Consider the following 23472-nt stretch of genomic DNA (forward strand, 5'->3'; position numbering starts at 1 on the left):
GGCGGCGTCCAGCCTGGGACACTTGCCCGCGGTGGACATCACACTCATAGTCGTCCTGGTCATCGCGTTGGCCCTCTTCTTCGACTTCACAAACGGTTTTCACGACACCGCCAACGCGATGGCGACCCCGATCGCCACCGGTGCGATGAAGCCCAAGGTGGCCGTCACGGTCGCCGCGGCGCTCAACCTCGTCGGTGCGTTCCTCAGCACCGCGGTGGCGACGTCGATCTCGCACGGCCTCATCAACGAGGGGCCCGGAGGCGTGGCGATCAGCCCGGAGATGATCTTCGCCGGGCTCATCGGGGCGGTCGTCTGGAACATGATCACGTGGCTGCGCGGCCTGCCGTCGTCGTCCTCGCACGCGCTGTTCGGCGGGCTCATCGGTGCCGCGATCGTCGGTGCGGGGTTCAACGCCGTCAACTACGCGGCCCTGCTGACGGTGGTGATCATCCCCGCGTTCCTCTCGCCGGTGATCGCCGCGCTGGTCTCGTTCCTGTCCACCCGGATCGCGTACCGGATCACCCGGCGCCCGGTCTTCCCGAACGAGCGCGGCGGCTTCCGCATCGGCCAGGTCTTCACGAGCTCGATGGTGTCGCTCGCGCACGGCACGAACGACGCCCAGAAGACGATGGGCGTCATCACGCTGACCCTCATCGCCTCGGGTGCGCAGTCGTCCGAGCAGGGCGTCCAGTTCTGGGTCGTCATCGCCTGCGCCCTGGCGATCGCCCTCGGCACGTACACCGGCGGGTGGCGCATCATCCGCACGCTCGGGTCCGGCATCACCGAGATCCGCGCGACGCAGGGCTTCGCGGCCGAGGCGTCGACCGCGGCGACGATCCTCGCCTCGAGCCACCTCGGTTTCGCGCTGTCCACCACGCAGGTGTCCTCCGGCTCGATCATCGGCGCCGGTCTGGGTCGCCGCGGGTCGAAGATCCAGTGGTCCACCGCCGGCAAGATCGTGATCGCCTGGTTCATCACCCTCCCGGCAGCCGCTGCCGTCGGCGCGGTCGCGTCCGGCATCGCCCGCCTCGGCGTCACGGGCCTCGTCATCGACGCGGTCGTCGGCGCCGCGGTGATCCTCGGGCTCTACCTGTGGTCGCTCCGCAAGCCGCACGAGCAGGCCGCCGCGATCGAGGTGGACGTCGCCGCCAACGCGGTGTTCACCCGCAAGGAGCTGCGTGACCTGCAGCGGAAGAAGCGCGCCGAGACCGTCGCCGCGCGTCGAGCCGAGCTGAGCCGCGAGCGCACCCTGCGCCGCATGGCCGGCCGCAAGGGAGGACGACGCTGATGGGGATCGACTGGTTCGCCTTCCTGACGGTCGCGATCGTGTCGCTCGTCGGCGCGTGCTTCGTGGTCACCGTGTACTCGATCGGCCTCCGCTTCTGGAGCGCCGCCGACACCCGCGCCGGCAAGTTCACCGTGAAGGACGACGGCACGATCGGTCCGGCGACGGTCGGGTTCCCGCACCCGTCGAACGTCACGACCGCCGTGCGCTGGTTCCGGACGCTGTCCGTCGCCTGCTTCGTCGTCTCCGGCGCGGCCGTCCTCTACGGCATCTACCTCATCGTCCCGCAGTTCCACTGACGCATCCCGCGCCGACCGGCGTGCGCGCCCTGGGCGCGACCCCCTGACGGCCTGGAGGCACGGTGCCGACCCGCACCGCGCCTCCAGGCCGTCACCGCGCGCGTCCACCGCGCCACCCGCGACGTCCTCGCACGTCGCGACGCGCCCGCCCGGGCCGGGGCCCGGCCCCGACCGGCCGGACGGGCTACCCTCGTGGGCGTGACCGGCAACGAAGCAGCACAGACCCGTACCGAGACCGACTCCCTGGGGTCGCGTGACGTCCCAGCGGACGCGTACTGGGGCATCAACACCCTCCGCGCCCTCGAGAACTTCCCCATCACCTCGGTGCCGATCGCGGTCTACCCGGACCTCATCGAGGCCCTCGCGACCGTCAAGCAGGCGGCCGCCCGGGCGAACAAGGCGATCGGGGTGCTCGACGCCGAGCGTGCCGACGCCATCGACCGTGCCGCGCAGGAGGTCCGCGACGGTTCGCTCCGCGACCAGTTCGTCGTCGACATCGTGCAGGGCGGTGCCGGTACCTCGACGAACATGAACACGAACGAGGTGCTCGCGAACCGTGCCCTCGAGCTCCTCGGCCGCGAGAAGGGCGACTACGGGTACCTGCACCCGATCGACCACGTCAACCGCAGCCAGTCGACGAACGACACGTACCCGACGAGCATCAAACTCGCGATGATCCTCGGCGTGCGGCGGCTCGTGTCGCAACTCGAGGCGCTGTCCGACGCCTTCGCGGAGCGCGGGCACGCCTTCCAGGACGTGCTGAAGGTCGGACGCACCCAGCTGCAGGACGCGGTGCCGATGACCCTCGGGCAGGAGTTCACCGGCTTCTCGCACACCATCCAGGAGGACGTCCTCCTGCTCAAGACGGTCATGCCGCTGCTCGCCGAGACGAACCTCGGCGCGACGGCGATCGGCACGGGCATCACGGCCGACCCCCAGTACCGCGACGAGGTCCGCCGCCAGCTGCAGGTCGCATCCGGGCTCGACATCGTGACGGCCCCGGACCTCATCGAGGCGACGAGCGACGCCGGCGCGTTCATGACCCTGTCCGGCACCGTGAAGCGGAGCGCGGCGAAGCTCTCGAAGATCTGCAACGACCTGCGGCTGCTGGCCTCGGGTCCGCAGGCCGGCCTGGGGGAGATCACGCTCCCGGCGCGGCAGGCAGGATCCTCGATCATGCCGGGCAAGGTGAACCCGGTCATCCCCGAGGTTGTGAACCAGATCGCGTTCGCGGTCGTGGGGGCGGACACCACGGTCACGATGGCGGCCGAGGGCGGGCAGCTGCAGCTCAACGCGTTCGAGCCGATCATCGCCCACTCGATCCTGCAGTCGCTGCAGTGGATGGCGAGCGGGTGCGCGACCCTCCGGGTGAACTGCGTGGCCGGGATCGAGGCGAACGAGGCGAAGCTCGCGGCCCAGGTCGACACGAACGTCGGCGTCGTCACCGCGCTCACGCCGTACATCGGGTACGCGGCCGCGGCGTCGATCGCGCACACGGCGTTGACGACCTCGACGCCCATCTCGACGCTCGTGACCGCGGCGGGGCTCATGGAGGAGGACCAGGTCCAGCGCGTCCTGAGCCCGGCGCGGCTGTCGGGCATCGAGCTGGCCACGGGGGCGATCCCGGTCGTCACCGAGGAGATGCTCGACCGGGCGGCGCGCGAGCGCTGACGCGCGGCGCCGCGCCGCGCCTCCGCAGTGTGCGAGGTTCCGCGCACGGTGCGGGGCAATCGCGCTCCCACACCGGTCGGAACCTCGCACACTGCGATCGCGGGCTCGCACCGTGCGAGCAGCGTTCACCCGGCGCCTACGGCATCGGCGGCTCGCCGACCCGCACCTGCCGGGACAGGTCCCGCAGGTGCTCCGCCGCCTCGGCCTGGGCAGGATCGGCGTCGTCCTCGGCCGCCCGCTGCGCCGCGATCGTCCGGACGTGGTGTGCGGCGGCGATGTCGGCGTCCCGCCACCGGGCGAGCGTGAAGTTCCGCGTGACGTCCCGCAGCGGCAGCCGGATGGACTCGTCGGCCTCGATCCCGGCGAGGAGCTGGCGCATCCGGATCACCTCGGAGTCGAGCTCACCGCCCACCACGAGGACGAAGTTCGAGATGTACAGGTACACGAGCAGCAGGATCGCGCCACCGAGCCACCCGTAGGCCTTGTTGCCGCCGCCGATCGTCTCGACGTAGAGCGAGAACCCGAGCGTCGCGAGCGCCCACGTCACGATGGCGAACCCGGCACCGGCGGACACCCACCGCAGCTGCGGCGTCTTCACGTTCGGCGTCGCGTAGTACAGCACCGCGACCATCACGACGAGGTCGGCGGCGAGGATCGGCCACTTCACCACGTTCCAGAGGTCGTCGATCCACGGCGCCCACCCGAAGGACCGGATGACCGCGGCGGAGATCGTCGGGGTGCCGAGCAGGATCACGATCGCGATCGCACCGCCGGCCATCACGAGCAGCGTGACGAGGAGCATCATGCTGCGGAACTTCCAGATGCGACGCCCCTCCTCGACCTCGTAGGCGGTGTTCATCGCCCGGCCGAACGCCGTCGCGTACCCGGAGAGCGACCACAGCGTCAGCACGACGCCGATCGCGAAGCCGAGCCACGGGTTGTCCAGGGTGAGGAGCTGCCGGAGCGGACCCTCGAGGTGCGAGGCCGTCTCGGGGCGGACGATGAACCCGAGGATCCCGATGATGTCCTCGAGGCTGTCGCCCTGCCGGTCCACGATCGACAGGGCCGACACCACGGTCAGCGTCGTCGGGAACACCGTGAGCAGCGCGAAGAACGTCAGCGACGCCGCCGCGTCGACGACGCGGTGCCGGATGACCGAGTGGTAGGTGCGCCGGACCACGGCGCGGACTCCCGTCCGCTGGAGGTCGCGCGATGCGCTGTCCGGCATGCGTTGTACGGTACCCGACACCTGCGGGCCAGGAGGCGCGGTGACAGCCCGCACCGCGCCTCCCGTCCGGTCGACGGTCGCGTCCGGCGGCCGCTCCGCTCGTCAGTTCGCGTGCGGGTGCCGTGCGTCGTACCGGCGGAAGGACGGCACCGCGCGGAGGAGCAGCGCGACCAGGCCGATGATGAGCACGCCGCCGATGATCGGCGGGTACGCGATGCCGGCGGCGACCACCAGCCCCGCGTAGAGGTCGCCCAGCCGCGGTCCACCGGTGACGACGACGATGAAGATGCCCTGCAGGCGTCCGCGCATGCCGTCCGGGGAAGCGGCCTGCAGGATCGTGTTCCGGAACACCGAGCTGACGTTGTCCGCGCCGCCGGCCGCCGCGAGGAAGAGTGCCGCGAGGCCGAGCGCGGGCAGGATGCCGGTGCTGAACGCGTCGCCCTCGCGGCCGCCGAGCGCGTGGGCACAGGCGATGACCACGCCGAACGCCGCGATGGCGCCACCGTAGGCGGTGATCGCCCAGCCGACCGCCTCGCCCTGGCGGCGGACGTGTCCGAGCGGACCGGAGAAGACGCTCGAGAGCAGGGCTCCGATCGCGTACGCCGCGGTGAGGGTGCCGACGGTGATCGACCCGCCGCCGATCACGAGCGCACCGATCGCGGGGAAGAGCACGCGGGGCTGCCCGAACGTCATCGCGACGATGTCGAGCACGAACGTCATGGTGATGTTGCGCGACCGTCGTAGGAACCGCGCCCCTTCGACGAGCGAGCTGAGCCCCGGACGGAGCGCGTCCCGGTCGGCGGCCATCCGCGGCAGGGTGAACACCCCGAGGAACGCGAACGTGAACAGGACCACGTCGATCGTGTACGTCGGGGCGAAGCCGACGGCCGCGATGAGCACGCCCGCGACCGCGGGACCCACCGTGACCTGGAACCCCGACGCGATGCCGCCGAGGGCGCTCGCCGCCGGCAGCAGGTCCGTGCCCACGAGCCGGGGCACGATCGCGGAGCGGGACGCGTTGCTCACGGTCGCGGCGACGGCGTTGACCGTGGCGAGGACGTAGAGCAGGGCGACGCTGTGCAGTCCGAGCCAGGCGTGCGTGGCGATCAGGGCCACGGCGGCCCAGGCGATCACGGCGGACACGAGTGCGACGGTGCGCCGGTCGAACGCGTCGGCGAGCATCCCGCCGTAGAGGCCGGCGACGATCATCGGCAGGAGCGCGATCACACCGACGAGGGCGACCGCGAAGGTGGAGCCGGTGATGTCGTAGACCTCGAGGCCGACGGCGACGGTGGTCATCTGCGTGCCGATGCCGGCGATGGCGGTGCCGAGCCAGAGCCGGGCGAACGCGGGGGAGCGGCGGAGCGGGGTGAGGTCGGCGAGGAGACGGCGTCGGCGCTCGCCGGTCGGTGTGGATGATGTCACGGTGGAACCATTCTGGGGGCTGCGGCGCCGTCCGTGGACGTGCGGGGCCATGTCCGCGCTCTCTGGTTGACTGGCGGGCATGACTGACCTGAACAGCAAGCCCGAGTTCGACGCCCCCGAGGGCCCCGCCCCCACCGAGCTCGTCATCACCGACATCGTCGAGGGCTCCGGCGACGTGGCCTCCGCCGGGTCGACCGTCAAGGTGCACTACGCCGGTGTCGAGTACGAGACCGGCGAGGAGTTCGACAGCTCGTGGAACCGCGGCGAGCCGATCGACTTCCCGCTCGCCGCCCTGGTGCGCGGCTGGCAGGAGGGCATCCCCGGCATGAAGGTCGGCGGGCGCCGCAAGCTCGTCGTCCCGCCGGAGCTCGCCTACGGCCCCGCCGGCGGTGGCCACTTCCTGTCCGGCAAGACCCTGATCTTCGTCATCGACCTGCTCGGGGTCCGCTGATGCAGGTCGGCGCACCGACCATCGAGCTGAACGACGGACACCGGTTCCCGGAGCTCGGCCTCGGCACTTACGGGCTGAACGGCGACGAGGGCACGGCGGCTGTCGGGACGGCGATCGCGGGCGGCTACCGGCTGCTCGACACCGCGCTCAACTACGGCAACGAGGACGCCGTCGGCAAGGCCGTCCGCGAGTCCGAGGTGGCGCGCGAGGACCTCGTCGTCACGTCGAAGCTCCCCGGCCGCCACCACGGCTACGACGAGGCGCACCGCTCGATCGACGAGACCCTCGGCAACCTGGGCCTCGACTCGGTCGACCTCTACCTGATCCACTGGCCGAACCCGTCCGTGGACAAGTTCGTCGACACCTGGAAGGCCTTCGTCGACCTCCGCGACAGCGGCAAGGTCCGCTCGATCGGCGTCTCGAACTTCACCCCGGAGCACCTGCGTCGCATCGTGGACGCCACGGGTGTCGCCCCGGCCGTGAACCAGGTCGAGCTGCACCCGTACTTCCCGCAGGGCGAACTGCGGAAGGTGCACCAGGAGCTCGGCATCGTGACCGAGAGCTGGAGCCCCCTGGCGAAGCGGTCGGAACTCCTCACGGAGCAGCCGATCGTCGACGCCGCCGCCGCGCACGGGGTCACCCCCGGGCAGGTCGTGCTCCGCTGGCACGTCCAGATCGGTGCCGTCCCGGTGCCGAAGTCCGGCGACGCGGCCCGGCAGCGTGAGAACCTCGACGTCTTCGGCTTCGAGCTGACCGACGCCGAGGTCGCAGCGATCTCCGGCCTCGAGCGCGGACGCCTCTGGGACGGCGACCCGGACACGCACGAAGAGATGTAGGAAGCCTCACTTCGGGATGGGGGGACTACACTGGGTTCCCCTGTCCCGAAGGGTTGTGTGTGTCAGAACCGACCGAGATCGACCGCGAGCGCGGCTACGTGGACGGCCTGTTCGGCCGTCTCGACGAGCTGACCGCCGAGGCCGAGCAGCGTCTCGCCGAAACCCGTCGTCAAGCGGTCGGCGGGAACCACCAGAGCCGCAGTGAACGCGACGCGTACGCCCGGCTCTACGAGGACACCATCGCGACGCTCGAGCGCGTCGGCGACCGCCTGGTCTTCGGGCGGCTCGAGGTGTCCGAGCCGGACAGCGACGAGGACTCGTTCCGCTACATCGGCCGCGTGGGCCTGCGGGACCGCGACCACCGACCGCTCCTGCTCGACTGGCGCGTCCCCGGTGCCAGCGCCTTCTACCAGGCGACCGCCGCGCACCCGATGGGCATGCGCGCCCGCCGGCACCTGACCCTCGACGGGCGCAGCGTCGTCGGCATCGAGGACGAGGTCTTCGACGCCACGCTCTACGACGACGAGCGCACGCACCTGCAAGGCGAGGGCGCGCTCCTCGCCGCGGTCACCGCCGAGCGCACCGGCCGGATGACGGACATCGTCGCGACGATCCAGGGCGAGCAGGACCGGATCATCCGCTCCCCGCTCGAGGGCGTGCTCATCGTCCAGGGCGGCCCCGGCACGGGCAAGACCGCCGTGGCCCTGCACCGTGCGGCCTACCTGCTGTACTCGTACCGCGAGCGGCTCCGGGGGTCCGGCGTGCTCATGGTCGGCCCGTCGCCGGCGTTCCTGACCTACATCGAGCAGGTGCTCCCGTCGCTCGGCGAGACCGGCGTGGTGATGGCCTCGCTCGGCTCGCTCTACCCGGGCGTGCACGCGACGAAGCACGACCAGCGCGACGTCGCCGCGGTGAAGGGCTCGGCCGAGATGGCGCAGCTGCTCCGTCGCGCGGTGCGGTCCCGCCAGGTCGTCCCGACCGAGTCGGTCACGCTCGACGTCGAGGGGGAGCGGCTCGTCGTGCCGCCCGAGCTCGTCGCCGACGCCATGAAGCGTGCGCAGGACCGCGGGAAGCCCCACAACGCCGCCCGCGTCACGTTCAACAAGACCGCGCTCGACGCCATGACGCGGTTGCTCGCCGAGCAGCTCCGCCAGCGCGGGACCACCGTCGACGAGGCGGACGAGAAGGTCCTGCGCGAGGACATCCGGTCGTCGTACGACGCCCGCGTGCTCCTCAACACCGCGTGGCTGCCGCTGCCGCCGGAGAAGCTCCTCGAGGACCTGTACGCGCGGCCGAACTGGCTCGCCTCGCTCACCCCCCACTGGACCCCGGAGCGCCGGGCCCTGCTGCTGCGGGAGCGGGGAGCCGCGTTCACGGTCGAGGACGTCCCGCTCCTCGACGAGGCCGCCGAGCTCCTCGGCCCGTTCGACCCCACGGGCGGGGCGGCCAAGCGTGCGGCGAAGGCCAGCCGCAACCGCGACATCGAGAACGCCCGCCAGGCCATCGAGAACATGGGCGTCGAGGGCATCGTCACCGCCGAGCAGGTCGCCGGCTCCTTTGCCGAGGGCGGCGACCCCCGTTCCACCGCCGAGCGCGCCGCCGAGGACCGCGAGTGGACCTACGGCCACATCGTCGTCGACGAGGCGCAGGAGCTCTCCCCGATGCAGTGGCGGGTGCTCGCCCGCCGGAACCCGCTCCGCTCGTTCACGATCGTGGGCGACATGGCGCAGGGGTCCTCGCCCGGGGCCGCCCGCACGTGGGACGACGTCGTCGGCGCCCTCGCCCGCCGTCGTCGGGGCCGCGCGCCCCAGGTGCCGATCGAGCACCGCGTCGAGGAACTCACGGTGAACTACCGCACGCCGCGCTCGATCGTCGAGGCCGCCGGGGCCTTCGCGGACGCCGCCGGCCTCGCGGTGACCCGGACCGAGGCCGTGCGCGACGGCGACCCCGTGGTGCGCGTCACGTCCAGCCGGGCCGAGGTGCTCGACACGGTCGCCGCGATCGTCGGCAGCGAGCGGGAGCACATCGGCGCCGGCACGATCGGCGTCATCGTGCCCGAGGCCGACGTGGACGCGGTCCGCGAGCGGTTGGCCCGGACCGAGGTGGACGTCCGGTCGCTCGGGTCGCCCCGGCCGGGGTCCGTCACGGTGCTCACGGGCGCCGATGCGAAGGGCCTCGAGTTCGACGGCGTGCTGCTGGTCGACCCGGAGCGGGTCGGTGCGGACGCGGCGCGCGCGGCTGCCGCCGTGTACGTCGCCATGACGCGCCCGACGCGCCGCCTGACCGTCGTCGACGTCGCCTGAGCGCCGCGCGCGTCACGTCGTGAGGGCGGCGCGCGTCACTTCGTGAGCGCCGCGCGCGTCACTTCGTGAGCAGGAATGGTCGGGTGCGCGCGGGCGACCCGACCGTTTCTGCTCACGAAGCGGGCGAGCGGGCGAGCGGGCGAGCGGGCGCGCGAGCGCACGGGAGGCGCGGCGCACGTCCGTCAGGTCGGGGTGCCCTCGGCTCGCACGCGCGTCACCAGTGCCGCCCACGGGCCGTCGAGGCGGGTACCGGGGATCGTGACCGTCGTCCGTTCGACGGTGATCGTCCACGTGAAGTCGTCGCGGACGCCCGGCGCAGGGGCATTCGGGGCGTCGCGGGGCAGGGCACCGACGAGCTCCGACCACCCGCCCGGGTCGTCGCAGGCATCGGTGTCGACGCGCCAACCCCGGGTGGTGCCGGCGATGCCCCCACTGCGGCGGACGTCGATGTGCATGCCCCCGACGGTACGCCGGCAGCCCGGCTCAGTCGAGCACGCCGACCGTGCGCCAGGCGTCCTGCACCGCGGTGTGCTGCGCCGACCCGTCCCCGAAGCGCGTGCGTGCGGCGTCGACGGTGACGGTGGCGAACCCGGCGAAGTCGATCGAGGCGGTGACGGCGTCGGACGTGAGGGCGTCCCACCAGACGGCTCCGGCGCCTTCCCACGCGTTGCCGCCGATCGCCGTGGCCGCCAGGTAGAAGGCGTGGTTCGGGATGCCGGAGTTCGTGTGCACGCCGCCGGAGTCCTCGGTGGTGTCGACGTACCCGGCCATCGTCGCGGGCTGCGGGTCCTTCCCGAGCGCCGGGTCGTCGTAGGCGGTGCCCGGAGCCCGCATCGACCGCAGTGCGACGCCGTGCACGGCCGGCGTGAAGAGCCCCTCGCCGATGAGCCACGACGCCTGGTCGGCGCTCTGGCGTCGGGCGTACTGGGCGACGAGCGAGCCGAAGACGTCGCTGATCGACTCGTTCAGCGCCCCGGACTGCCCCTCGTACGTGAGGTCGGCGGTGTACTGGGTCACGCCGTGCGCGAGTTCGTGGCCGATGACGTCGACCGCGATCGTGAAGCGGTTGAAGACCTCGCCGTCGCCGTCGCCGAACACCATCCGGCTGCCGTCCCAGTAGGCGTTGTCGTAGTCCTGCCCGTAGTGCACCGTGGCGTCGAGGGGGAGGCCTGCGCCGTCGATCGACACCCGGCCGAAGACCTCGAGCCAGAAGGCGTGGGTGTCGCCGAGGCCCGTGTACGCCTCGTCCACCGCGGGGTCGCCGGAGTCCGGGTCGCCCTCGCGCCGGACCGGGGTGCCCGGAAGCGTGGTGCTGCCGTGCGCGTCGGAGATGGTCCGCTGCGGCGACCGGTCGACCGTGCCGCTCACGCCCTGCGGACGCACCCGGTGCTCGTGCTTCGGACGCTGGACGCTGTCGAGCGACGCCAGCGCCGTCCGTGCCGCCGAGGCCGCGCGTGGGAAGCCCTGGGCGTCGGCGACGGCGCGGAGCAGGTAGGGCGGGACGACGGATCGGATGCGGTCGGTCGGGGTCATGGCGTCATGCAACCACCGGGCACCGACACCGCGGTCAGTCCTGCTTGCGGTTCTCCACGAGCCCGAGGGCGTACGACTCCCACCACTGTCCGGCGGCCGGCCCGCCGTTGCAGGTGCCGTCGCTCAGCCCCGGCGTCTTCACCCACAGCAGCGCGTCGAGCCGGGTGGAACCGCGGGTGACGTGCGGGGCCTGGCCGAGGCCGGCGCCGTCCGGGTTGCACCACGTGCCGCGCCAACCCTGACCGTTGCGCGAGACGTCGATGACGAAGTGCGGGTCGCCGCCGATCGCGTCCGCGAGCCGGTCGGCGTAGGCGCGTTCCTGGTCGACCCGGTAGAAGTTCGAGACGTTCGTGAAGAAGCCCTGCACCCGGTCGACCCCGGCCTCGCGCAGCCACTTCGCCATCGTCGCCGTCGGCACGCGGTTCTCGTTCCCGCCGTCGAGGTACACGGTGAGGCCGTGGCCGCTGAGCTCGTCGACGGCCTTGCGGATCAGGGGCAGGCGGTCCTGCTCGAGGCGCTTGCACACCTGGATCTGGGCGATGGCGTCCGGCTCGACGAGCACGACGGCCCGGGAACCCGCCATGGCCCGCACCGCCGACCGGACCCACGGCAGGTACTCGTCCGCGGCGGTCCCGCCCTTGGAGTAGCTGCCGCAGTCGCGGTCCGGGACGTTGTAGAGGACGAACACCGGCGTCTTCCGCTGCCGCTCGGCGCTGCGGACGACGTCCCGGATGGTCTGGCGCGTCTCGGACACCGAGGTGTTCGTCAGCCAGGTGGCGATCGGCTCGTCCGCGATGACGGCGATCTTCCTGGCCGTGGTGTCGTCGCCGTCGGCACGCGCCTCGGACTCCCGCTTGCCGGGCTGGTTCTCGGCCTCGGGCTGCTCCGCTAGGCCGCCGGGGAACGCCTCGGACGCGGTCTTCCGCTCGGCGACCTGTCTGCCGGTGGTCTCGGTGCCGCGGGGGAGCACCAGCACGAGCGTCACGACGAGCGCGGCGACGACGACCGCGGCGAGCCCGATCCACGTCCACTGACGACGGCCGGGGCTGCGGCGTGCACGGGTTCCCTCGAGACTCGGCATGCGCCCATGCTCGCAGGTGCGACCCCGGCGTGCCCAGGCCTGGCCCGTCCCGCCGGGCGTTCACCCAGCGTCGCCGCCGGTTCTTGCCAGGACCGTGTCCCAGACTGGCCGGATGTTCCGGAAGCTCCTCCTCCTCGCCCTGACCGCGGCGTACGCCTGGGTGATCTGGCGGATGACGCTGACCCCGCAGGTCTTCTCGGCGGCGCAGAACTCCCTCGTCCTGCACGCGATCGCCTGGGTGCAGCAGCTCCCGCACGGCACGTGGTTCAGCTACGACCGCGTGGAGTTCCTCGCCAACATCGCGATGTTCGTGCCCGTGGGGATGCTCGCCGCGCTGTGGCTCCCGCGCCGGTGGTGGATCCTCGGTGCGGTCGTCGCGGTCGTGCTCTCCACCGGCATCGAGTTCGCGCAGGCGACCTACCTGCCCTACCGCGTGGCCGATCCACGCGACGTCCTGTCGAACGGCCTCGGCGGCCTGCTCGGCGCGACGCTCGTCGGCCTCGTCCGCAGTCTCTTGCCGGCACCGCGTCGGCGTCGGCTGCGCGCCAGGACCGTCTAGCGATCTGGTAGTCTTGCGCGGTTGCCGTCGAACGGCCGCGGACAAAGAGCGCTCGTGCATCAGGCACGGGCACCGCGCAACGGACTGAAAGGGGATCTACGCATGGCACTTGACGCGAAGGTCAAGCAGGAGATCATCGAAGAGTACGCGACCCACCCGGGCGACACCGGTTCCCCCGAGGTCCAGGTCGCCGTTCTGACGCGTCGTATCAACGACCTGAACGAGCACCTCAAGGAGCACAAGCACGACCACCACTCGCGTCGTGGTCTGCTGCTCATGGTCGGTCAGCGTCGCCGTCTCCTCGGTTACCTCTCCGACGTCGACATCGCCCGCTACCGTGCGCTCATCGAGCGTCTCGGCCTGCGTCGCTAGTCGACCGACCCACGGCTTGACCGAACGCCCCGGCCCTCACACGAGGACCGGGGCGTTCTCCGTTCCCCGGGAATGGTTGCGGGGGACGTGCGGTTGGGTACGATGTTCATGCAAACGCATCGAAAGTCGGGACTCACCATGACCACCATCGCCGTCGTCTCCGCCGGGCTCTCCGAGCCCAGCTCCACCCGCCTGCTCGCCGACCGCCTGGGCGAGGCCACGATCGCGGCGCTCGCCGCACCGAGCCCGCCCGGCCTGCCAGGAGGCGCGGCGCACGTCCTGCACGTCGATTTGCGTCCGCTGGCGCACGAGATCACCGACGCGATGCTCACCGGGTTCGCCGCACCGGCGCTGTCCGCCGCGATGGCGACGGTCGTCGAGGCCGACGCCGTGGTGTTCGTCACGCCGATCTTCACCGCCGGCGTGAGCGGTCTGGCGAAGTCGTTCCTCGACGTGCTCGACAAGGACTCGCTCGCCGACATGCCGGTCCTGCTCGGAGCCACCGGCGGCACCGCACGGCACTCGCTCGCGATCGAGCACGCGCTGCGTCCGGTGTTCGCGTACCTCCGCGCCGCGGTCGTCCCCACCGGTGTGTTCGCCGCCACCGACGACTGGGGGAGCGAGGGTGACTCGGCCGCACTGGACGGTCGCATCCGCCGGGCCGGTGAGGACCTTGCCTGGGCGATCCGCGCCTCCCGTCGGACCCCGCAGGAAGCCGACGCGCTCCCCGCGACGGCGGACTTCGCGTCCCTGCTCGGTGGGCTCGGCCACTCGGCCGTGCGCTCTTAGGCCGGCCACAGGGGTCGTCGGGCGGGGGTGCAGCCGTTGCCCGGCCCGCTCACCGGTCGGCTCGGGAACCTCGTCGTGACGACGGATCGTGACGACGAGGAGGACCGATGGACGCCAGGGGCAACGGCCGGCGACCCGGCTGGACGACGAGTGCGCTCGTCAGCGTGGGCGGGCTCGTGGTCGCGGCGCTGACCGGGGCCGGGGTGTGGTTCGGGCACGAGCAGGCCACGACGGGCTCGGCCGACTCGTCGACGAGTGACGCCGGGACCTCGACGGACTCCGGGACCTCGTCCGACACCGGGACCTCGACCGACGCCGGGACCTCGACCGACCAGGGCGTGAGCCAGGGCACGACCGGCGGCTCCGGCTCCTCGGACGCGACCACGGCGGGATCGTGACCGTGCGTGCCGCAGCCGAGTGGGACCTCTGGACCACCACCGCCCGCGTCGTCCTCGACCACCGTGACCGCCGCCACCTCGCCGCCGCACGGGCGTGCGTCGTCGAGGTCACCGCCGCTGTCGACGCGGCGTGCAGCCGCTTCCGCAGCGACTCCGAGCTCGTCGCCCGCGCCGCCGACCTCGTGCGCGGCGCCGAGGTCTCCCCGCTCCTCGCCGCACTCGTGCACCAGGCGCTCGACGCCGCACGTGCCTCCGACGGCGACGTCGACCCGACCCTCGGCGCCCGCATGGCGTCGCTGGGCTACGACGCCGCGTTCGCCGACGCCCCACCCGTGCCGACGCCCGAAGCCGTGGCCCGAGCGCTCGACGGCCGCCCGGCGTGGCAGCGGGTCCTGCTGTCCGGCACCTTCCTGCGCGTGCCCCAGGGCGTCACGCTCGACCTCGGTGCCACCGCCAAGGCCGCCGCTGCCGACATGGCCGCGGCGAGCATCACCGCCCGCCTCGGCATCGGCGCGCTCGTCTCGCTCGGCGGGGACGTCGCGACCGCCGGGCCCGACCCGTCCGGCGGCTGGCAGGTCCGGGTGCAGGACCTCGACGACGATCCCGCCGACCACGTGCGGATCGCCTCCGGCTGGTCCGTCGCGACCTCGAGCACCCAGAAGCGCCGGTGGGAGCAGGACGGCCACGCCCGGCACCACATCCTCGACCCGCGGTGGGGGCTGCCGGCCGAACCGGTCTGGCGCTCGGTGACCGTCGTCGCGCCGTCGTGCGTCACGGCGAACACGATGACGACCGCCGCGGTCGTCCGTGGACACGGTGCCACCGAGATGCTCCGGCGGAGCGGTCGCGCGGCACGCCTGGTCGCTGCGGACGGCACCGTCGTACGGATCGGGGGCTGGCCCGCCGACGACGGCTGATCAGTACCAGTGCGGGTTGACGCTCATCTCGTGGTTCCACGCCCCGCACGGCGAGCCGTAGGCGTCGTGGATGTAGGCGAGGCCCCAGTTGATCTGGGTCGCCGCGTTCGTGCGCCAGTCCGCGCCGGCGACGGACATCTTCTCCGCCGGGAGCGACTGGGGGATGCCGTACGCCCCGCTCGAGACGTTCAGGGCGTTCGCACGCCAGCCGGACTCCTGCGTCCACAGGGACACCAGGCACGAGAACTGGTCCGACCCCCACCCGTACGACCCGATGGCGCTGCGGGCGTAGGCCTGGGCACCCGCCGGGTCGACCACGACGCCGCCCGTGCTCGGGTAGGACGAACCGCCGCCGCTCGTCGACGGGACGGCGGGGCTCGGTGCCGCGTCGGCTGCTGCCGCCGCGGCGGCCTCCTCGCGCTTCCGCTGCTGTTCGGCCTTCTGCGCCGCGACCTGCACGCCGAGCTGGTAGCGCTGCTCGGTCTTCGCGGTGGTGTCCTTGAGCGACGCCAGCTGGGCGTACAGCTCGTCGCTGTGCTGCTGCGTGTCGTCGACCGCGGCGTCGGCGGCGGCCTCGGCGTCCTTCGCCGCGCTCGCCTTCGTCTCGGCGGCGTCGGCCAGGTCGGCGCGTTCGTCCTCGGCACGGGTGGCCTGGTCGTGCAGCGAGGACGCGGTCCTCGCGGCGACCGAGGCGTCGTCCATCACGCCGGCCCACGTCGACGACAGCTGGTCGAGCGCGCCGAGCTGGTACAGCAGCTGGGAGGGGTCCTTCGCCGTCGCGATGCGCGTGGTCATCTGGCTCGAGCTGCCGTCGCGGTAGAGGTTCGCGGCGAGCTGGCCGGCGCGCTGTTGGGCGCGGTCCGCGGTCTTCGCCGCCTGGTCCGCCTGGGTCTGGAGGCTCGTGGCGGCCTGGGTGGCCGATGCCAGTGCCGACTCGGCCGCGTCCGCACGCTGGGACGCCACGAGCGCGGCCTGCGACTTCACGGCTGCGGCCTGCTGGGCGGACTCCAGCGCCGCCTGGACCTTGGCGACCTCGGCCTTCTTGGTCTGCTCGTTGCCCTTCGCGTGCTCGACGTCCTGCCAGCTCGGGTACTCCGTCGCGTTCGCCGGGACAGCGGTGACGACGGGGGCGACGAGCGCGCCGACGACCACTGCGGCCGCGACGAACCAGCCCCGGGAGGGGGTGAGGCGCATGGCAGCAGGCTAGCGAGGACACTCCGGTTCGCCGTGAGCCTCGCCGCCGAATCCCTGAGGACTGGTAAAGTCCATCACGTCCAGGGACCGTTTCCCCGGGCGTTACGACAAACACTGCGCAGGCCGGGCACGGAGCTGGTCATCGGTGGTGGCTCGCGGGCCGGACGGTTTCCCGAGTGCTTCTACTGCTGGCCAGACATGCGTCCCGATCCCTTCGGCGCGCACGCACCATCGGGTGCCGTGGCCCCAGCCTGCCGAACACATCAAGGAGGCACCCTTTTGGAGGGTCCCGAGATCAAGTTCGCCGAGGCCGTTCTCGACAACGGCAAGTACGGCAAGCGCACCGTCCGGTTCGAGACCGGTCGGCTCGCACAGCAGGCGCAGGGCGCGGTCGCCGCGTACCTCGACGAGGACACCATGCTCCTCTCGGCCACCAGCGCCGGCAAGCACCCGCGTGAAGGGTTCGACTTCTTCCCGCTGACCGTCGACGTCGAGGAGCGCTCGTACGCCGCCGGCAAGATCCCCGGTTCGTTCTTCCGTCGTGAAGGCCGTCCCAGCACCGAGGCGATCCTCGTCTGCCGCCTCATCGACCGGCCGCTGCGCCCGTCGTTCGTCGACGGCCTCCGCAACGAGGTCCAGATCGTCATCACCGTCCTGAGCATCGCTCCGGACGAGTTCTACGACGCGCTCGCGATCAACGCCGCGTCCGCGTCGACGCAGATCTCCGGTCTGCCGTTCTCCGGCCCGATCGCCGGTGTGCGCCTCGCGCTCATCGGTGACCAGTGGGTCGCGTTCCCGAAGGCGTCGCAGCTCGCCGAGGCCGTCTTCGACCTCACCGTCGCTGGACGTGTCGTCACGGACGAGGCCGGCAACGAGGACGTCGCCATCATGATGGTCGAGGCCGAGGCCACCGAGCACAGCTGGGACCTCATCCAGGGCGGCGCGACCAAGCCCGACGAGGCCGTCGTCGCGCAGGGGCTCGAGGCGGCGAAGCCGTTCCTCAAGCAGCTCGTCGAGGCGCAGGCGAAGATGGCCGCCCAGTCGGCCAAGGAGATCCAGGACTACCCGGTCTTCCCGCCGTACGCCCCCGAGGTCTACGACGCGGTCGAGGCCATCGCGCTGTCCGAGCTCGGCGACGTCTACAAGATCGCCGGCAAGCTCGAGCGTCAGGACGCCGACGACGCCCTGAAGGCCCGCGTCAAGGAGGCCATCGCCGCCAAGGTGACGGCCGGCGAGCTCCCCGAGAGCGCCAACGGCCAGGTCAGCGGTGCCTACAAGTCGGTCACGAAGAAGGTCGTCCGCGGCCGGATCCTGACCGAGCAGGTCCGCATGGACGGTCGCGGCCTCGCCGACATCCGTCCGCTCGACGCCGAGGTCGCCGTGATCCCGCGCGTCCACGGTTCGGCGATCTTCCAGCGCGGCGAGACCCAGATCCTGGGCGTCACCACGCTGAACATGCTCAAGATGGAGCAGCAGATCGACTCGCTGTCGCCCGTCACGAAGAAGCGCTACCTGCACCACTACAACTTCCCGCCGTACTCGACGGGTGAGACCGGTCGTGTCGGTTCGCCGAAGCGTCGCGAGATCGGGCACGGCTTCCTCGCCGAGCGCGCCCTCGTGCCGGTGCTGCCGTCGCGCGAGGAGTTCCCCTACGCCATCCGTCAGGTGTCCGAGGCCCTCGGCTCCAACGGTTCGACGTCGATGGGTTCCGTCTGCGCCTCGACCCTGTCGCTCCTCAACGCCGGTGTGCCCCTCAAGGCCCCGGTCGCGGGCATCGCGATGGGCCTCGTCTCCGACACCGTCGACGGCCAGACCCGCTACGCGGCGCTGACCGACATCCTCGGTGCCGAAGACGCGCTCGGCGACATGGACTTCAAGGTCGCCGGCACCTCGGACTTCGTCACGGCCATCCAGCTGGACACGAAGCTCGACGGCATCCCGTCGTCGGTCCTCGACGCCGCGCTGAAGCAGGCCAAGGAGGCCCGCTCGGCCATCCTCGGCGTGCTGAACGAGGCGATCGACGCCCCCGACGAGATGGCGGACACCGCTCCTCGTGTCATCTCGGTGCAGATCCCCGTCGACAAGATCGGCGAGCTGATCGGCCCGAAGGGCAAGACGATCAACGGCATCCAGGACGAGACCGGCGCCGACATCTCGATCGAGGACGACGGCACCGTGTACATCGGCGCCGTCGACGGTCCGTCGGCCGAGGCCGCTCGCGCCCAGGTCAACGCGATCGCGAACCCGACGAACCCGGAGATCGGGGACCAGTTCCTCGGCACGGTCGTCAAGATCGCCACGTTCGGTGCGTTCGTGTCGCTGCTCCCGGGCCGCGACGGTCTGCTCCACGTCTCCGAGGTGCGCAAGCTCGCCGGTGGCAAGCGTGTGGAGAACGTCGAGGACGTCCTCGGCGTCGGCCAGAAGATCCTGGTCGAGGTCACCAAGGTGGACGACCGCGGCAAGCTGTCGCTCGCGCCGGTCGTCGCCGACGAGGTGGACACCGAGGGCGGCAAGGGACACGAGTCCCACGCCGAGGCCCCGGCCGAGGGCTGATCCCTCCCGCGTCCTGACGCACGAACGGCCGCCGTCCCTTCCGGGGCGGCGGCCGTTCGCCGTTGCGGGACTACGCGGCGGGGGTCTCCTGGGTGCCGACGAGCTGCGCGCGGCCGAGCAGGTGCTCGCGGAGCACGAAGCCGACCACGGCGGGCGTCGCGTCCGCGGGCGCCTCGAGGACGGGCACGTCGAGCGCGCTCAGCGTGAAGAAGTACCGGTGCGGCCCGTGCCCGGCGGGCGGTGCCGCGCCGAGGAACGTGTCCGTGCCGAACTCGTTGCGGCGGCGCAGCGCCTCGGCGGGGAGCAGCGCGTCGTCGGTCCCGGCACCGGCCGGCAGCGAGGTCGCCGACGCCGGGACGTCCGTGAGGCTCCAGTGCCAGAACCCGGACCCCGTCGGGGCATCGGGGTCGTACACCGTGAGCACGAAGCTCTGCGTGCCCTCCGGAGCGCCCGACCACTCGAGCGCGGGGGAGCGGTCCTCGCCGCCGACGTCGGTGCCGCGGGCGGACGTCGGGAGCACGCCGCCGTCGGTGAAGTCGGGGCTGGTCAGGGTGAAGGTCGGGACCTCGGGGAGGTTCCAGTTGGGGTCGTTGGCCATGCCCCCAGCCAACACCCGCGTGCTCGGATGTCGCTCGGTGCCCACCGGCGGACGGGAGGCGCGGTGCGGGGCCGACCCGTGCCTCCAGGCCGACAGACGGTCGCGTTCGTCGACGCGACGTGCGTCGTCAGGCGGCGAGCACGCGCTCGACGACGCGGCCGAGGGCCGCCGTCGCCGCGATCGCGTCACCGGCGTACGCGCCGGACATGGCGCCGTCGCGCGCGAGCATGAGCTCGTCCGCACCGTCGCCCGGCAGGGTATGGCCGGACTCCTGCAGCAGGTCGGCCAGTCGCTCGGTGTACCAGTCGCGGTGCGTCGCGACGACCTCGCGCACGGGGTCGCGCGGGTCGTGGTACTCGGCGGCGGCGTTGAGGAACGCGCAGCCGCGGAAGTCGGGGTCGTTGACCTCGTCGGCGAGGGCCGTGACCCAGGCCCGGACGGCTGCCTCGGGCGAGCCGGCATCGGCGATGAGCTGTTCCATCCGCTGTTGCACGCGCTCGTGCTGCGTCCGGATGTAGGCCAGGATCAGGTTGTCCTTCGACCCGTAGTGCTTGTAGAACGTCGCCTTCGTGACGCTCGCCTCGGAGATGAGACGGTCGACGCCGACGCCGTGGATGCCCTCTTCGTAGAAGAGCCGCGTGGCGGTCTCGAGGATCCGGACCTTCGCGCCGCCGGAACGGGGAGCCGGGGGGACGCTCGACCCGTCCGGCGACGCGAGGTTCGTGCTCGGGCCAGGGAGACGCTGGACGGTCGGTTGGGGGGAATCGACCGTCACAGCGTGGCTCTCCTTGGGCTCATCGGCTCCGCGGCGGAGCGGGGGGACTCGTGCCGCGCGAGGACTGATGTCCCGAGCCACCGGATCGGAATATAGGGGGGCTTCCGATCCGGTACGAGAACTGTACCACAAGGAGGACAGACAGACGAGTCTTTCTATCCTCCATATCTGTACCCCACTTCGAGTGACACCGTGAGCGGCTGTGGAAACTGGGCGGCGGGCGCTCCGGGGTCAGTAGGCTCGTCTGCGATGAACCACCCAGTGCCGTTGCCGCTCGAGGCCCCGGACACGTCGTTCCTGACGTCCGGGGGCGCCTTCGTCCGCCGAACCGTCCTCCCGTCCGGCGTGCGGGTCCTGACCGAGGCCATGCCCGGAGCGAGTTCGACGAGCCTCGGCTTCTGGGTCGGGGTCGGCTCCCGCGACGAACGCGACGGCCAGTACGGCTCGACGCACTTCCTCGAACACCTGTTGTTCAAGGGCACCCGGACCCGGTCGGCCCTCGACATCGCGATCTCGTTCGACTCCGTCGGTGGCGAGCACAACGCCGCCACCGCCAAGGAGTACACGTGCTACTACGCACGGGTCCGTGACGCCGACGTCCCGATGGCCGTCTCGGTCATCGGGGACATGGTCACCGGCTCCGTCCTCGACGACGCGGCGTTCGACATCGAGCGCGGGGTCATCCTCGAAGAGCTGGCGATGGCGGCGGACGACCCGGCCGACGTCGCCGGCGAGGCGTTCTTCGCCGCGGCCTTCGACGGGCACGCCCTCGGCCGGCCGATCGGCGGCACGCCGGAGAGCATCCGCGCCGTGCAGCGGGACGAGGTCCTCGCCCACTACCGCGAGCACTACGCGCCGAACGGCATCGTCGTCACCGCCGCCGGGGCGATCGACCACGACCGCTTCTGCGAGCTCGTCGAGGCCGTGTTCCAGGGCGTCCCGAACGCTGCTCCGCTGGCACGGCGGACCCCGCAGCCAGTGGCGGACCCGGCGATCCCCAAACTCTCGGTCGTGCACCGTCCGACCGAACAGGTCTCGATGCTCCGCGGGTCGCAGGGCCTCGACCTCCGCGACGAACGGCGGCCGGTCCTCAGCGTGCTCAACGCCGTGCTCGGCGGCGGCATGAGCTCCCGACTCTTCCAAGAGGTGCGCGAGCGCCGCGGACTCGCCTACGCGGTGAGCTCCTTCGCGCCCGCCTACCTCGACAACGGTGCCTTCGGCGTCTACGCCGGGTGCGCCCCCGACAACGTGGCCGGGGTGGTCGAGATCGTCGACGCGGAGTTCCGCCGGATGGTCGACGACGGCATCACCAGCGACGAGCTCCGTCGCGCGAAGGGGCAGATCGAGGGGGCGCTCACGCTCTCGCTCGAGGACTCCGACGCCCGGATGACCCGACTCGGCCGGTCCGAGCTCGGCACGGGGGAGTTCACCGACCTGGCCACCGCCCTCGAGCGCGTGGACCGGGTCAGCACCGACGACGTCCTCGACCTGGCCCGCGACCTCCTGACCCGGCCCACGATCACCTCGGTGGTCGGTGCGGTGCAGCAGGACGAGCTCGCGGCCGCGATCGGGATCGGCGGTTGAGCACCGACATGTCGCACTACCTCTACCTCGTCCGGCACGGCGAACACCAGGACGCCGAACACGGGCTGCGGGACGGCAAGCTGTCCGAGCGCGGCAAGCGGCAGGCGATGCTCGTCGCGGACCGTCTCGGCGGGGTGCCGTTCGACGGCGTCTACCACTCGCCGCTCGAAGCGCCGAGCGAGACCGCGTCGTTCCTGTCGCAGCGGCTCCCGGCGATCGAGCCCGAGCCGTCGACCCTGCTCTTCGACTGCATCCCGTCGGGTCCGACGCCGGACATGCCGCACGCCTACCAGGGGTGGTACGGCGGCATCACGGAAGAGGAGATCGTCGCGGGGCAGGCCCAGATGGGCGATGCGGTGGCGGAGTGGTTCACCCCTGCCCGCGAAGACCGGCACGACCTCCTCATCACGCACAACGCCGTCATCGGCTGGTTCGTGCGCGAGGCGTTCCAGGCACCGGAGTGGCGCTGGATGGGGACGAACGTGGCGCACACGGCGTTGACGATCATCCGGATCCGCTCGGCCAAGCCGGCCGAGGTCGTCGCGCTCAACGACCTGGCGCACCTGCCCGTCGAGCTGAGGACGGGCCTGCCGGTCGGTCAGCCCGTCTGACGGGCCCTGCGCACCCGGGGTGCGGCGACCCGCGCTCGGAGCACCCGGTCCAGCCCGAACGGCCCACCGCCGAGCGCGACCAGCACCACCGCGAGGAGCAGGTACAGCACCTCGGGCAGGTAGAGCAGGTCGCCGTACCAGGTCACCGCGTCCGCCGGCCCGAGCTGGTGGACCGCCACGGTCGTGAGCGCGACCGTGCTGATCACGCCGAGGACGGCCGCAGCCGCCCGCGTCACGAGGCCGACGGCGAGCAGCACGCCGAAGACGAGCTCGCAGCCCGCGACCACGGCAGCTGTGAGCTCGGGCACCGGCGCGCCGATCGAGCGGATCGTCTCCGCCATCGCCGCGCGACCCGGAGCGGTCACGGTCTTGTTCCACCCGGACGCGGCGAAGAACAGCCCGAGCGCGACCCGGACGAGCGAGATCGAGAGGAACGGCAGGCGGGTCGGGGAGTCGAGGGCACGGAGGAGCAGGACCATGCCCTGCCGTTCGGAGCGGAGGCGCGGATCGCCTCAGCGCACCGGCTTGCGGTACCAGGCGGTCGCGTTCGGGTTGTCGTTGAACGCGGGTACCCGCTCGTAGCCCCGACCGCGGTACATCGCACCGGCGGCGACGAGGGAGTCGTTCGTGTCCAGCACGATCGCCGTCGCGCCGAGCTGCGCACCGCGTGCCTCGAGCGCGTCCATGACCGCCGTCGCCACGCCGCGTCCACGTCCTTCCGGAGTCACGAAGACGTGCTTCACCTCGAACCGGACGTCGTCGCCGTCGTCGGGGAGCCGACGGAGGCCGCCGCACCCGACCGCGCGACCTCCGTCGTACGCGACGACGAAGGTGCCGACCGGCGGCGTGAACTCGGCCGCCGGGGTGCGCTTCCGCGAGTACGACCCCTGCGCGCTCGGGAACGTGGCCTCGCGCTCGTCGAGGTACGCGTCGAGCAGGGCGTCGACCTCGGGGATGTCTGCCGGCACGGTCCTGACCTCGAGCGTCATGCGTCGATCCTAGGATGGTGG

Annotated in this window: 24 protein-coding genes; 14 read left to right on the forward strand and 10 right to left on the reverse strand. The window is 71.9% G+C overall.

Going from position 1 to position 23472, the window contains the following annotated elements:
* Positions 1-31: 31 nt before the first annotated feature.
* The 3 genes from WFH25_RS12115 (at position 32) to WFH25_RS12125 (ending at position 3255) form a co-directional block, all read left to right on the forward strand.
* On the forward strand, positions 32-1288 hold the full coding sequence (locus WFH25_RS12115; protein WP_336697848.1) for an inorganic phosphate transporter: 1257 nt from the start codon (positions 32-34) through the stop codon (positions 1286-1288).
* Positions 1288-1584 carry a hypothetical protein gene (locus WFH25_RS12120; RefSeq protein ID WP_309779063.1) on the forward strand — a complete coding sequence of 99 codons (297 nt, stop codon included), beginning with the start codon at positions 1288-1290 and terminating at the stop codon, positions 1582-1584. Before WFH25_RS12115 ends, WFH25_RS12120 begins: the two co-directional genes overlap by 1 nt.
* A 198-nt stretch (positions 1585-1782) precedes the next feature.
* On the forward strand, positions 1783-3255 hold the full coding sequence (locus WFH25_RS12125) for an aspartate ammonia-lyase (protein WP_336697849.1): 1473 nt from the start codon (positions 1783-1785) through the stop codon (positions 3253-3255).
* 136 nt (positions 3256-3391) lie between these two features.
* Here the strand turns inward: WFH25_RS12125 and WFH25_RS12130 are convergent, their stop codons facing one another.
* Complete coding sequence (locus tag WFH25_RS12130; RefSeq protein ID WP_071301686.1) at positions 3392-4483, reverse strand: YihY/virulence factor BrkB family protein; 1092 nt, start codon at positions 4481-4483, stop codon at positions 3392-3394.
* Between the two features lie 102 nt (positions 4484-4585).
* On the reverse strand, positions 4586-5908 hold the full coding sequence (locus WFH25_RS12135) for an MFS transporter (protein ID WP_083403314.1): 1323 nt from the start codon (positions 5906-5908) through the stop codon (positions 4586-4588).
* Positions 5909-5987: 79 nt separating this feature from the next.
* On the opposite strand from WFH25_RS12135, the gene WFH25_RS12140 reads away from it, so the two are divergent.
* Genes WFH25_RS12140 through WFH25_RS12150 form a run of 3 tightly spaced genes read left to right on the forward strand, consistent with a single transcriptional unit; the run spans position 5988 to position 9498 of the window.
* The gene (locus tag WFH25_RS12140) at positions 5988-6359 is read left to right on the forward strand and encodes an FKBP-type peptidyl-prolyl cis-trans isomerase (RefSeq protein ID WP_092094011.1); all 372 of its coding nucleotides are present in this window, start codon (positions 5988-5990) and stop codon (positions 6357-6359) included.
* Complete coding sequence (locus WFH25_RS12145; protein ID WP_336697850.1) at positions 6359-7195, forward strand: aldo/keto reductase; 837 nt, start codon at positions 6359-6361, stop codon at positions 7193-7195. The genes WFH25_RS12140 and WFH25_RS12145 overlap by 1 nt, the downstream gene beginning before the upstream one ends.
* A 59-nt stretch (positions 7196-7254) precedes the next feature.
* On the forward strand, positions 7255-9498 hold the full coding sequence (locus tag WFH25_RS12150; RefSeq protein ID WP_175473609.1) for a HelD family protein: 2244 nt from the start codon (positions 7255-7257) through the stop codon (positions 9496-9498).
* A 182-nt stretch (positions 9499-9680) separates the two neighbouring features.
* Here the strand turns inward: WFH25_RS12150 and WFH25_RS12155 are convergent, their stop codons facing one another.
* The 3 genes from WFH25_RS12155 to WFH25_RS12165 are packed head-to-tail and all read right to left on the reverse strand — an operon-like array spanning position 9681 to position 12112.
* Positions 9681-9953, reverse strand: coding sequence for a protealysin inhibitor emfourin (locus WFH25_RS12155; protein ID WP_336697851.1), 273 nt, complete (start codon positions 9951-9953; stop codon positions 9681-9683).
* A 28-nt stretch (positions 9954-9981) separates the two neighbouring features.
* Positions 9982-11031 carry a M4 family metallopeptidase gene (locus WFH25_RS12160; protein ID WP_336697852.1) on the reverse strand — a complete coding sequence of 350 codons (1050 nt, stop codon included), beginning with the start codon at positions 11029-11031 and terminating at the stop codon, positions 9982-9984.
* Positions 11032-11065: 34 nt separating this feature from the next.
* Complete coding sequence (locus WFH25_RS12165; protein ID WP_336697853.1) at positions 11066-12112, reverse strand: glycoside hydrolase family 6 protein; 1047 nt, start codon at positions 12110-12112, stop codon at positions 11066-11068.
* Positions 12113-12224: 112 nt separating this feature from the next.
* On the opposite strand from WFH25_RS12165, the gene WFH25_RS12170 reads away from it, so the two are divergent.
* The 5 genes from WFH25_RS12170 (at position 12225) to WFH25_RS12190 (ending at position 15147) form a co-directional block, all read left to right on the forward strand.
* Positions 12225-12671: a VanZ family protein gene (locus WFH25_RS12170; RefSeq protein WP_175473608.1), complete on the forward strand. Its 447-nt coding sequence runs from the start codon at positions 12225-12227 to the stop codon at positions 12669-12671.
* A 102-nt stretch (positions 12672-12773) separates the two neighbouring features.
* Positions 12774-13043 (forward strand): 30S ribosomal protein S15, encoded by a 270-nt coding sequence (gene rpsO, locus WFH25_RS12175; protein WP_070416523.1) that lies wholly within the window; start codon positions 12774-12776, stop codon positions 13041-13043.
* A 138-nt stretch (positions 13044-13181) separates the two neighbouring features.
* Entirely contained in the window at positions 13182-13832 is a 651-nt protein-coding gene (locus tag WFH25_RS12180) for a CE1759 family FMN reductase (protein WP_336697854.1), read from the forward strand.
* 107 nt (positions 13833-13939) lie between these two features.
* Entirely contained in the window at positions 13940-14230 is a 291-nt protein-coding gene (locus WFH25_RS12185) for a hypothetical protein (protein WP_336697855.1), read from the forward strand.
* A gap of 2 nt (positions 14231-14232) precedes the next feature.
* Positions 14233-15147 (forward strand): FAD:protein FMN transferase, encoded by a 915-nt coding sequence (locus WFH25_RS12190; RefSeq protein WP_336697856.1) that lies wholly within the window; start codon positions 14233-14235, stop codon positions 15145-15147.
* Here the strand turns inward: WFH25_RS12190 and WFH25_RS12195 are convergent, their stop codons facing one another.
* The gene (locus tag WFH25_RS12195; RefSeq protein ID WP_309888057.1) at positions 15148-16341 is read right to left on the reverse strand and encodes a coiled-coil domain-containing protein; all 1194 of its coding nucleotides are present in this window, start codon (positions 16339-16341) and stop codon (positions 15148-15150) included.
* A gap of 279 nt (positions 16342-16620) precedes the next feature.
* Here WFH25_RS12195 and WFH25_RS12200 point away from each other — a divergent pair, with 279 nt between their 5' ends.
* Complete coding sequence (locus WFH25_RS12200) at positions 16621-18894, forward strand: polyribonucleotide nucleotidyltransferase (protein WP_071295422.1); 2274 nt, start codon at positions 16621-16623, stop codon at positions 18892-18894.
* Positions 18895-18964: 70 nt separating this feature from the next.
* On the opposite strand, the gene WFH25_RS12205 is transcribed toward WFH25_RS12200, so the two are convergent.
* Both WFH25_RS12205 and WFH25_RS12210 read right to left on the reverse strand, forming a co-directional pair.
* On the reverse strand, positions 18965-19492 hold the full coding sequence (locus WFH25_RS12205; RefSeq protein WP_336697857.1) for a YbhB/YbcL family Raf kinase inhibitor-like protein: 528 nt from the start codon (positions 19490-19492) through the stop codon (positions 18965-18967).
* Between the two features lie 127 nt (positions 19493-19619).
* Positions 19620-20267, reverse strand: a complete 648-nt coding sequence (locus WFH25_RS12210; RefSeq protein ID WP_336697858.1) for a TetR/AcrR family transcriptional regulator — start codon at positions 20265-20267, stop codon at positions 19620-19622.
* 249 nt (positions 20268-20516) lie between these two features.
* Between WFH25_RS12210 and WFH25_RS12215 the strand changes: the two genes are divergently transcribed.
* Both WFH25_RS12215 and WFH25_RS12220 read left to right on the forward strand, forming a co-directional pair.
* The gene (locus tag WFH25_RS12215; protein ID WP_336697859.1) at positions 20517-21851 is read left to right on the forward strand and encodes a M16 family metallopeptidase; all 1335 of its coding nucleotides are present in this window, start codon (positions 20517-20519) and stop codon (positions 21849-21851) included.
* An 8-nt stretch (positions 21852-21859) separates the two neighbouring features.
* Positions 21860-22462: a histidine phosphatase family protein gene (locus WFH25_RS12220; protein WP_070419134.1), complete on the forward strand. Its 603-nt coding sequence runs from the start codon at positions 21860-21862 to the stop codon at positions 22460-22462.
* Here WFH25_RS12220 and WFH25_RS12225 read toward each other — a convergent pair.
* On the reverse strand, positions 22450-22941 hold the full coding sequence (locus WFH25_RS12225) for a DoxX family protein (protein ID WP_336697860.1): 492 nt from the start codon (positions 22939-22941) through the stop codon (positions 22450-22452). The genes WFH25_RS12220 and WFH25_RS12225 overlap by 13 nt on opposite strands.
* Positions 22942-22974: 33 nt before the next feature.
* A complete protein-coding gene (locus WFH25_RS12230) occupies positions 22975-23451 on the reverse strand; it encodes a GNAT family N-acetyltransferase (protein WP_336697861.1) in 477 nt (158 codons plus the stop codon).
* Positions 23452-23472 lie beyond the last annotated feature (21 nt).

It is taken from the genome of Curtobacterium sp. USHLN213, from assembly GCF_037144815.1.
Taxonomy (GTDB): Bacteria; Actinomycetota; Actinomycetes; order Actinomycetales; family Microbacteriaceae; genus Curtobacterium.

Excerpts from the sequence above, each read along its gene's own strand:
- WFH25_RS12120 (WP_309779063.1), top strand. The coding sequence starts at position 1,288 with ATGGGGATCGACTGGTTCGCCTTCCTGACGGTCGCGATCGTGTCGCTC.
- WFH25_RS12130 (WP_071301686.1), bottom strand. The coding sequence starts at position 4,483 with ATGCCGGACAGCGCATCGCGCGACCTCCAGCGGACGGGAGTCCGCGCC.
- WFH25_RS12140 (WP_092094011.1), top strand. The coding sequence starts at position 5,988 with ATGACTGACCTGAACAGCAAGCCCGAGTTCGACGCCCCCGAGGGCCCC.
- WFH25_RS12145 (WP_336697850.1), top strand. The coding sequence starts at position 6,359 with ATGCAGGTCGGCGCACCGACCATCGAGCTGAACGACGGACACCGGTTC.
- WFH25_RS12155 (WP_336697851.1), bottom strand. The coding sequence starts at position 9,953 with ATGCACATCGACGTCCGCCGCAGTGGGGGCATCGCCGGCACCACCCGG.
- WFH25_RS12160 (WP_336697852.1), bottom strand. The coding sequence starts at position 11,031 with ATGACCCCGACCGACCGCATCCGATCCGTCGTCCCGCCCTACCTGCTC.
- WFH25_RS12165 (WP_336697853.1), bottom strand. The coding sequence starts at position 12,112 with ATGCCGAGTCTCGAGGGAACCCGTGCACGCCGCAGCCCCGGCCGTCGT.
- WFH25_RS12170 (WP_175473608.1), top strand. The coding sequence starts at position 12,225 with ATGTTCCGGAAGCTCCTCCTCCTCGCCCTGACCGCGGCGTACGCCTGG.
- rpsO (WP_070416523.1), top strand. The coding sequence starts at position 12,774 with ATGGCACTTGACGCGAAGGTCAAGCAGGAGATCATCGAAGAGTACGCG.
- WFH25_RS12180 (WP_336697854.1), top strand. The coding sequence starts at position 13,182 with ATGACCACCATCGCCGTCGTCTCCGCCGGGCTCTCCGAGCCCAGCTCC.
- WFH25_RS12185 (WP_336697855.1), top strand. The coding sequence starts at position 13,940 with ATGGACGCCAGGGGCAACGGCCGGCGACCCGGCTGGACGACGAGTGCG.
- WFH25_RS12195 (WP_309888057.1), bottom strand. The coding sequence starts at position 16,341 with ATGCGCCTCACCCCCTCCCGGGGCTGGTTCGTCGCGGCCGCAGTGGTC.
- WFH25_RS12205 (WP_336697857.1), bottom strand. The coding sequence starts at position 19,492 with ATGGCCAACGACCCCAACTGGAACCTCCCCGAGGTCCCGACCTTCACC.
- WFH25_RS12215 (WP_336697859.1), top strand. The coding sequence starts at position 20,517 with ATGAACCACCCAGTGCCGTTGCCGCTCGAGGCCCCGGACACGTCGTTC.
- WFH25_RS12220 (WP_070419134.1), top strand. The coding sequence starts at position 21,860 with ATGTCGCACTACCTCTACCTCGTCCGGCACGGCGAACACCAGGACGCC.
- WFH25_RS12225 (WP_336697860.1), bottom strand. The coding sequence starts at position 22,941 with ATGGTCCTGCTCCTCCGTGCCCTCGACTCCCCGACCCGCCTGCCGTTC.
- WFH25_RS12230 (WP_336697861.1), bottom strand. The coding sequence starts at position 23,451 with ATGACGCTCGAGGTCAGGACCGTGCCGGCAGACATCCCCGAGGTCGAC.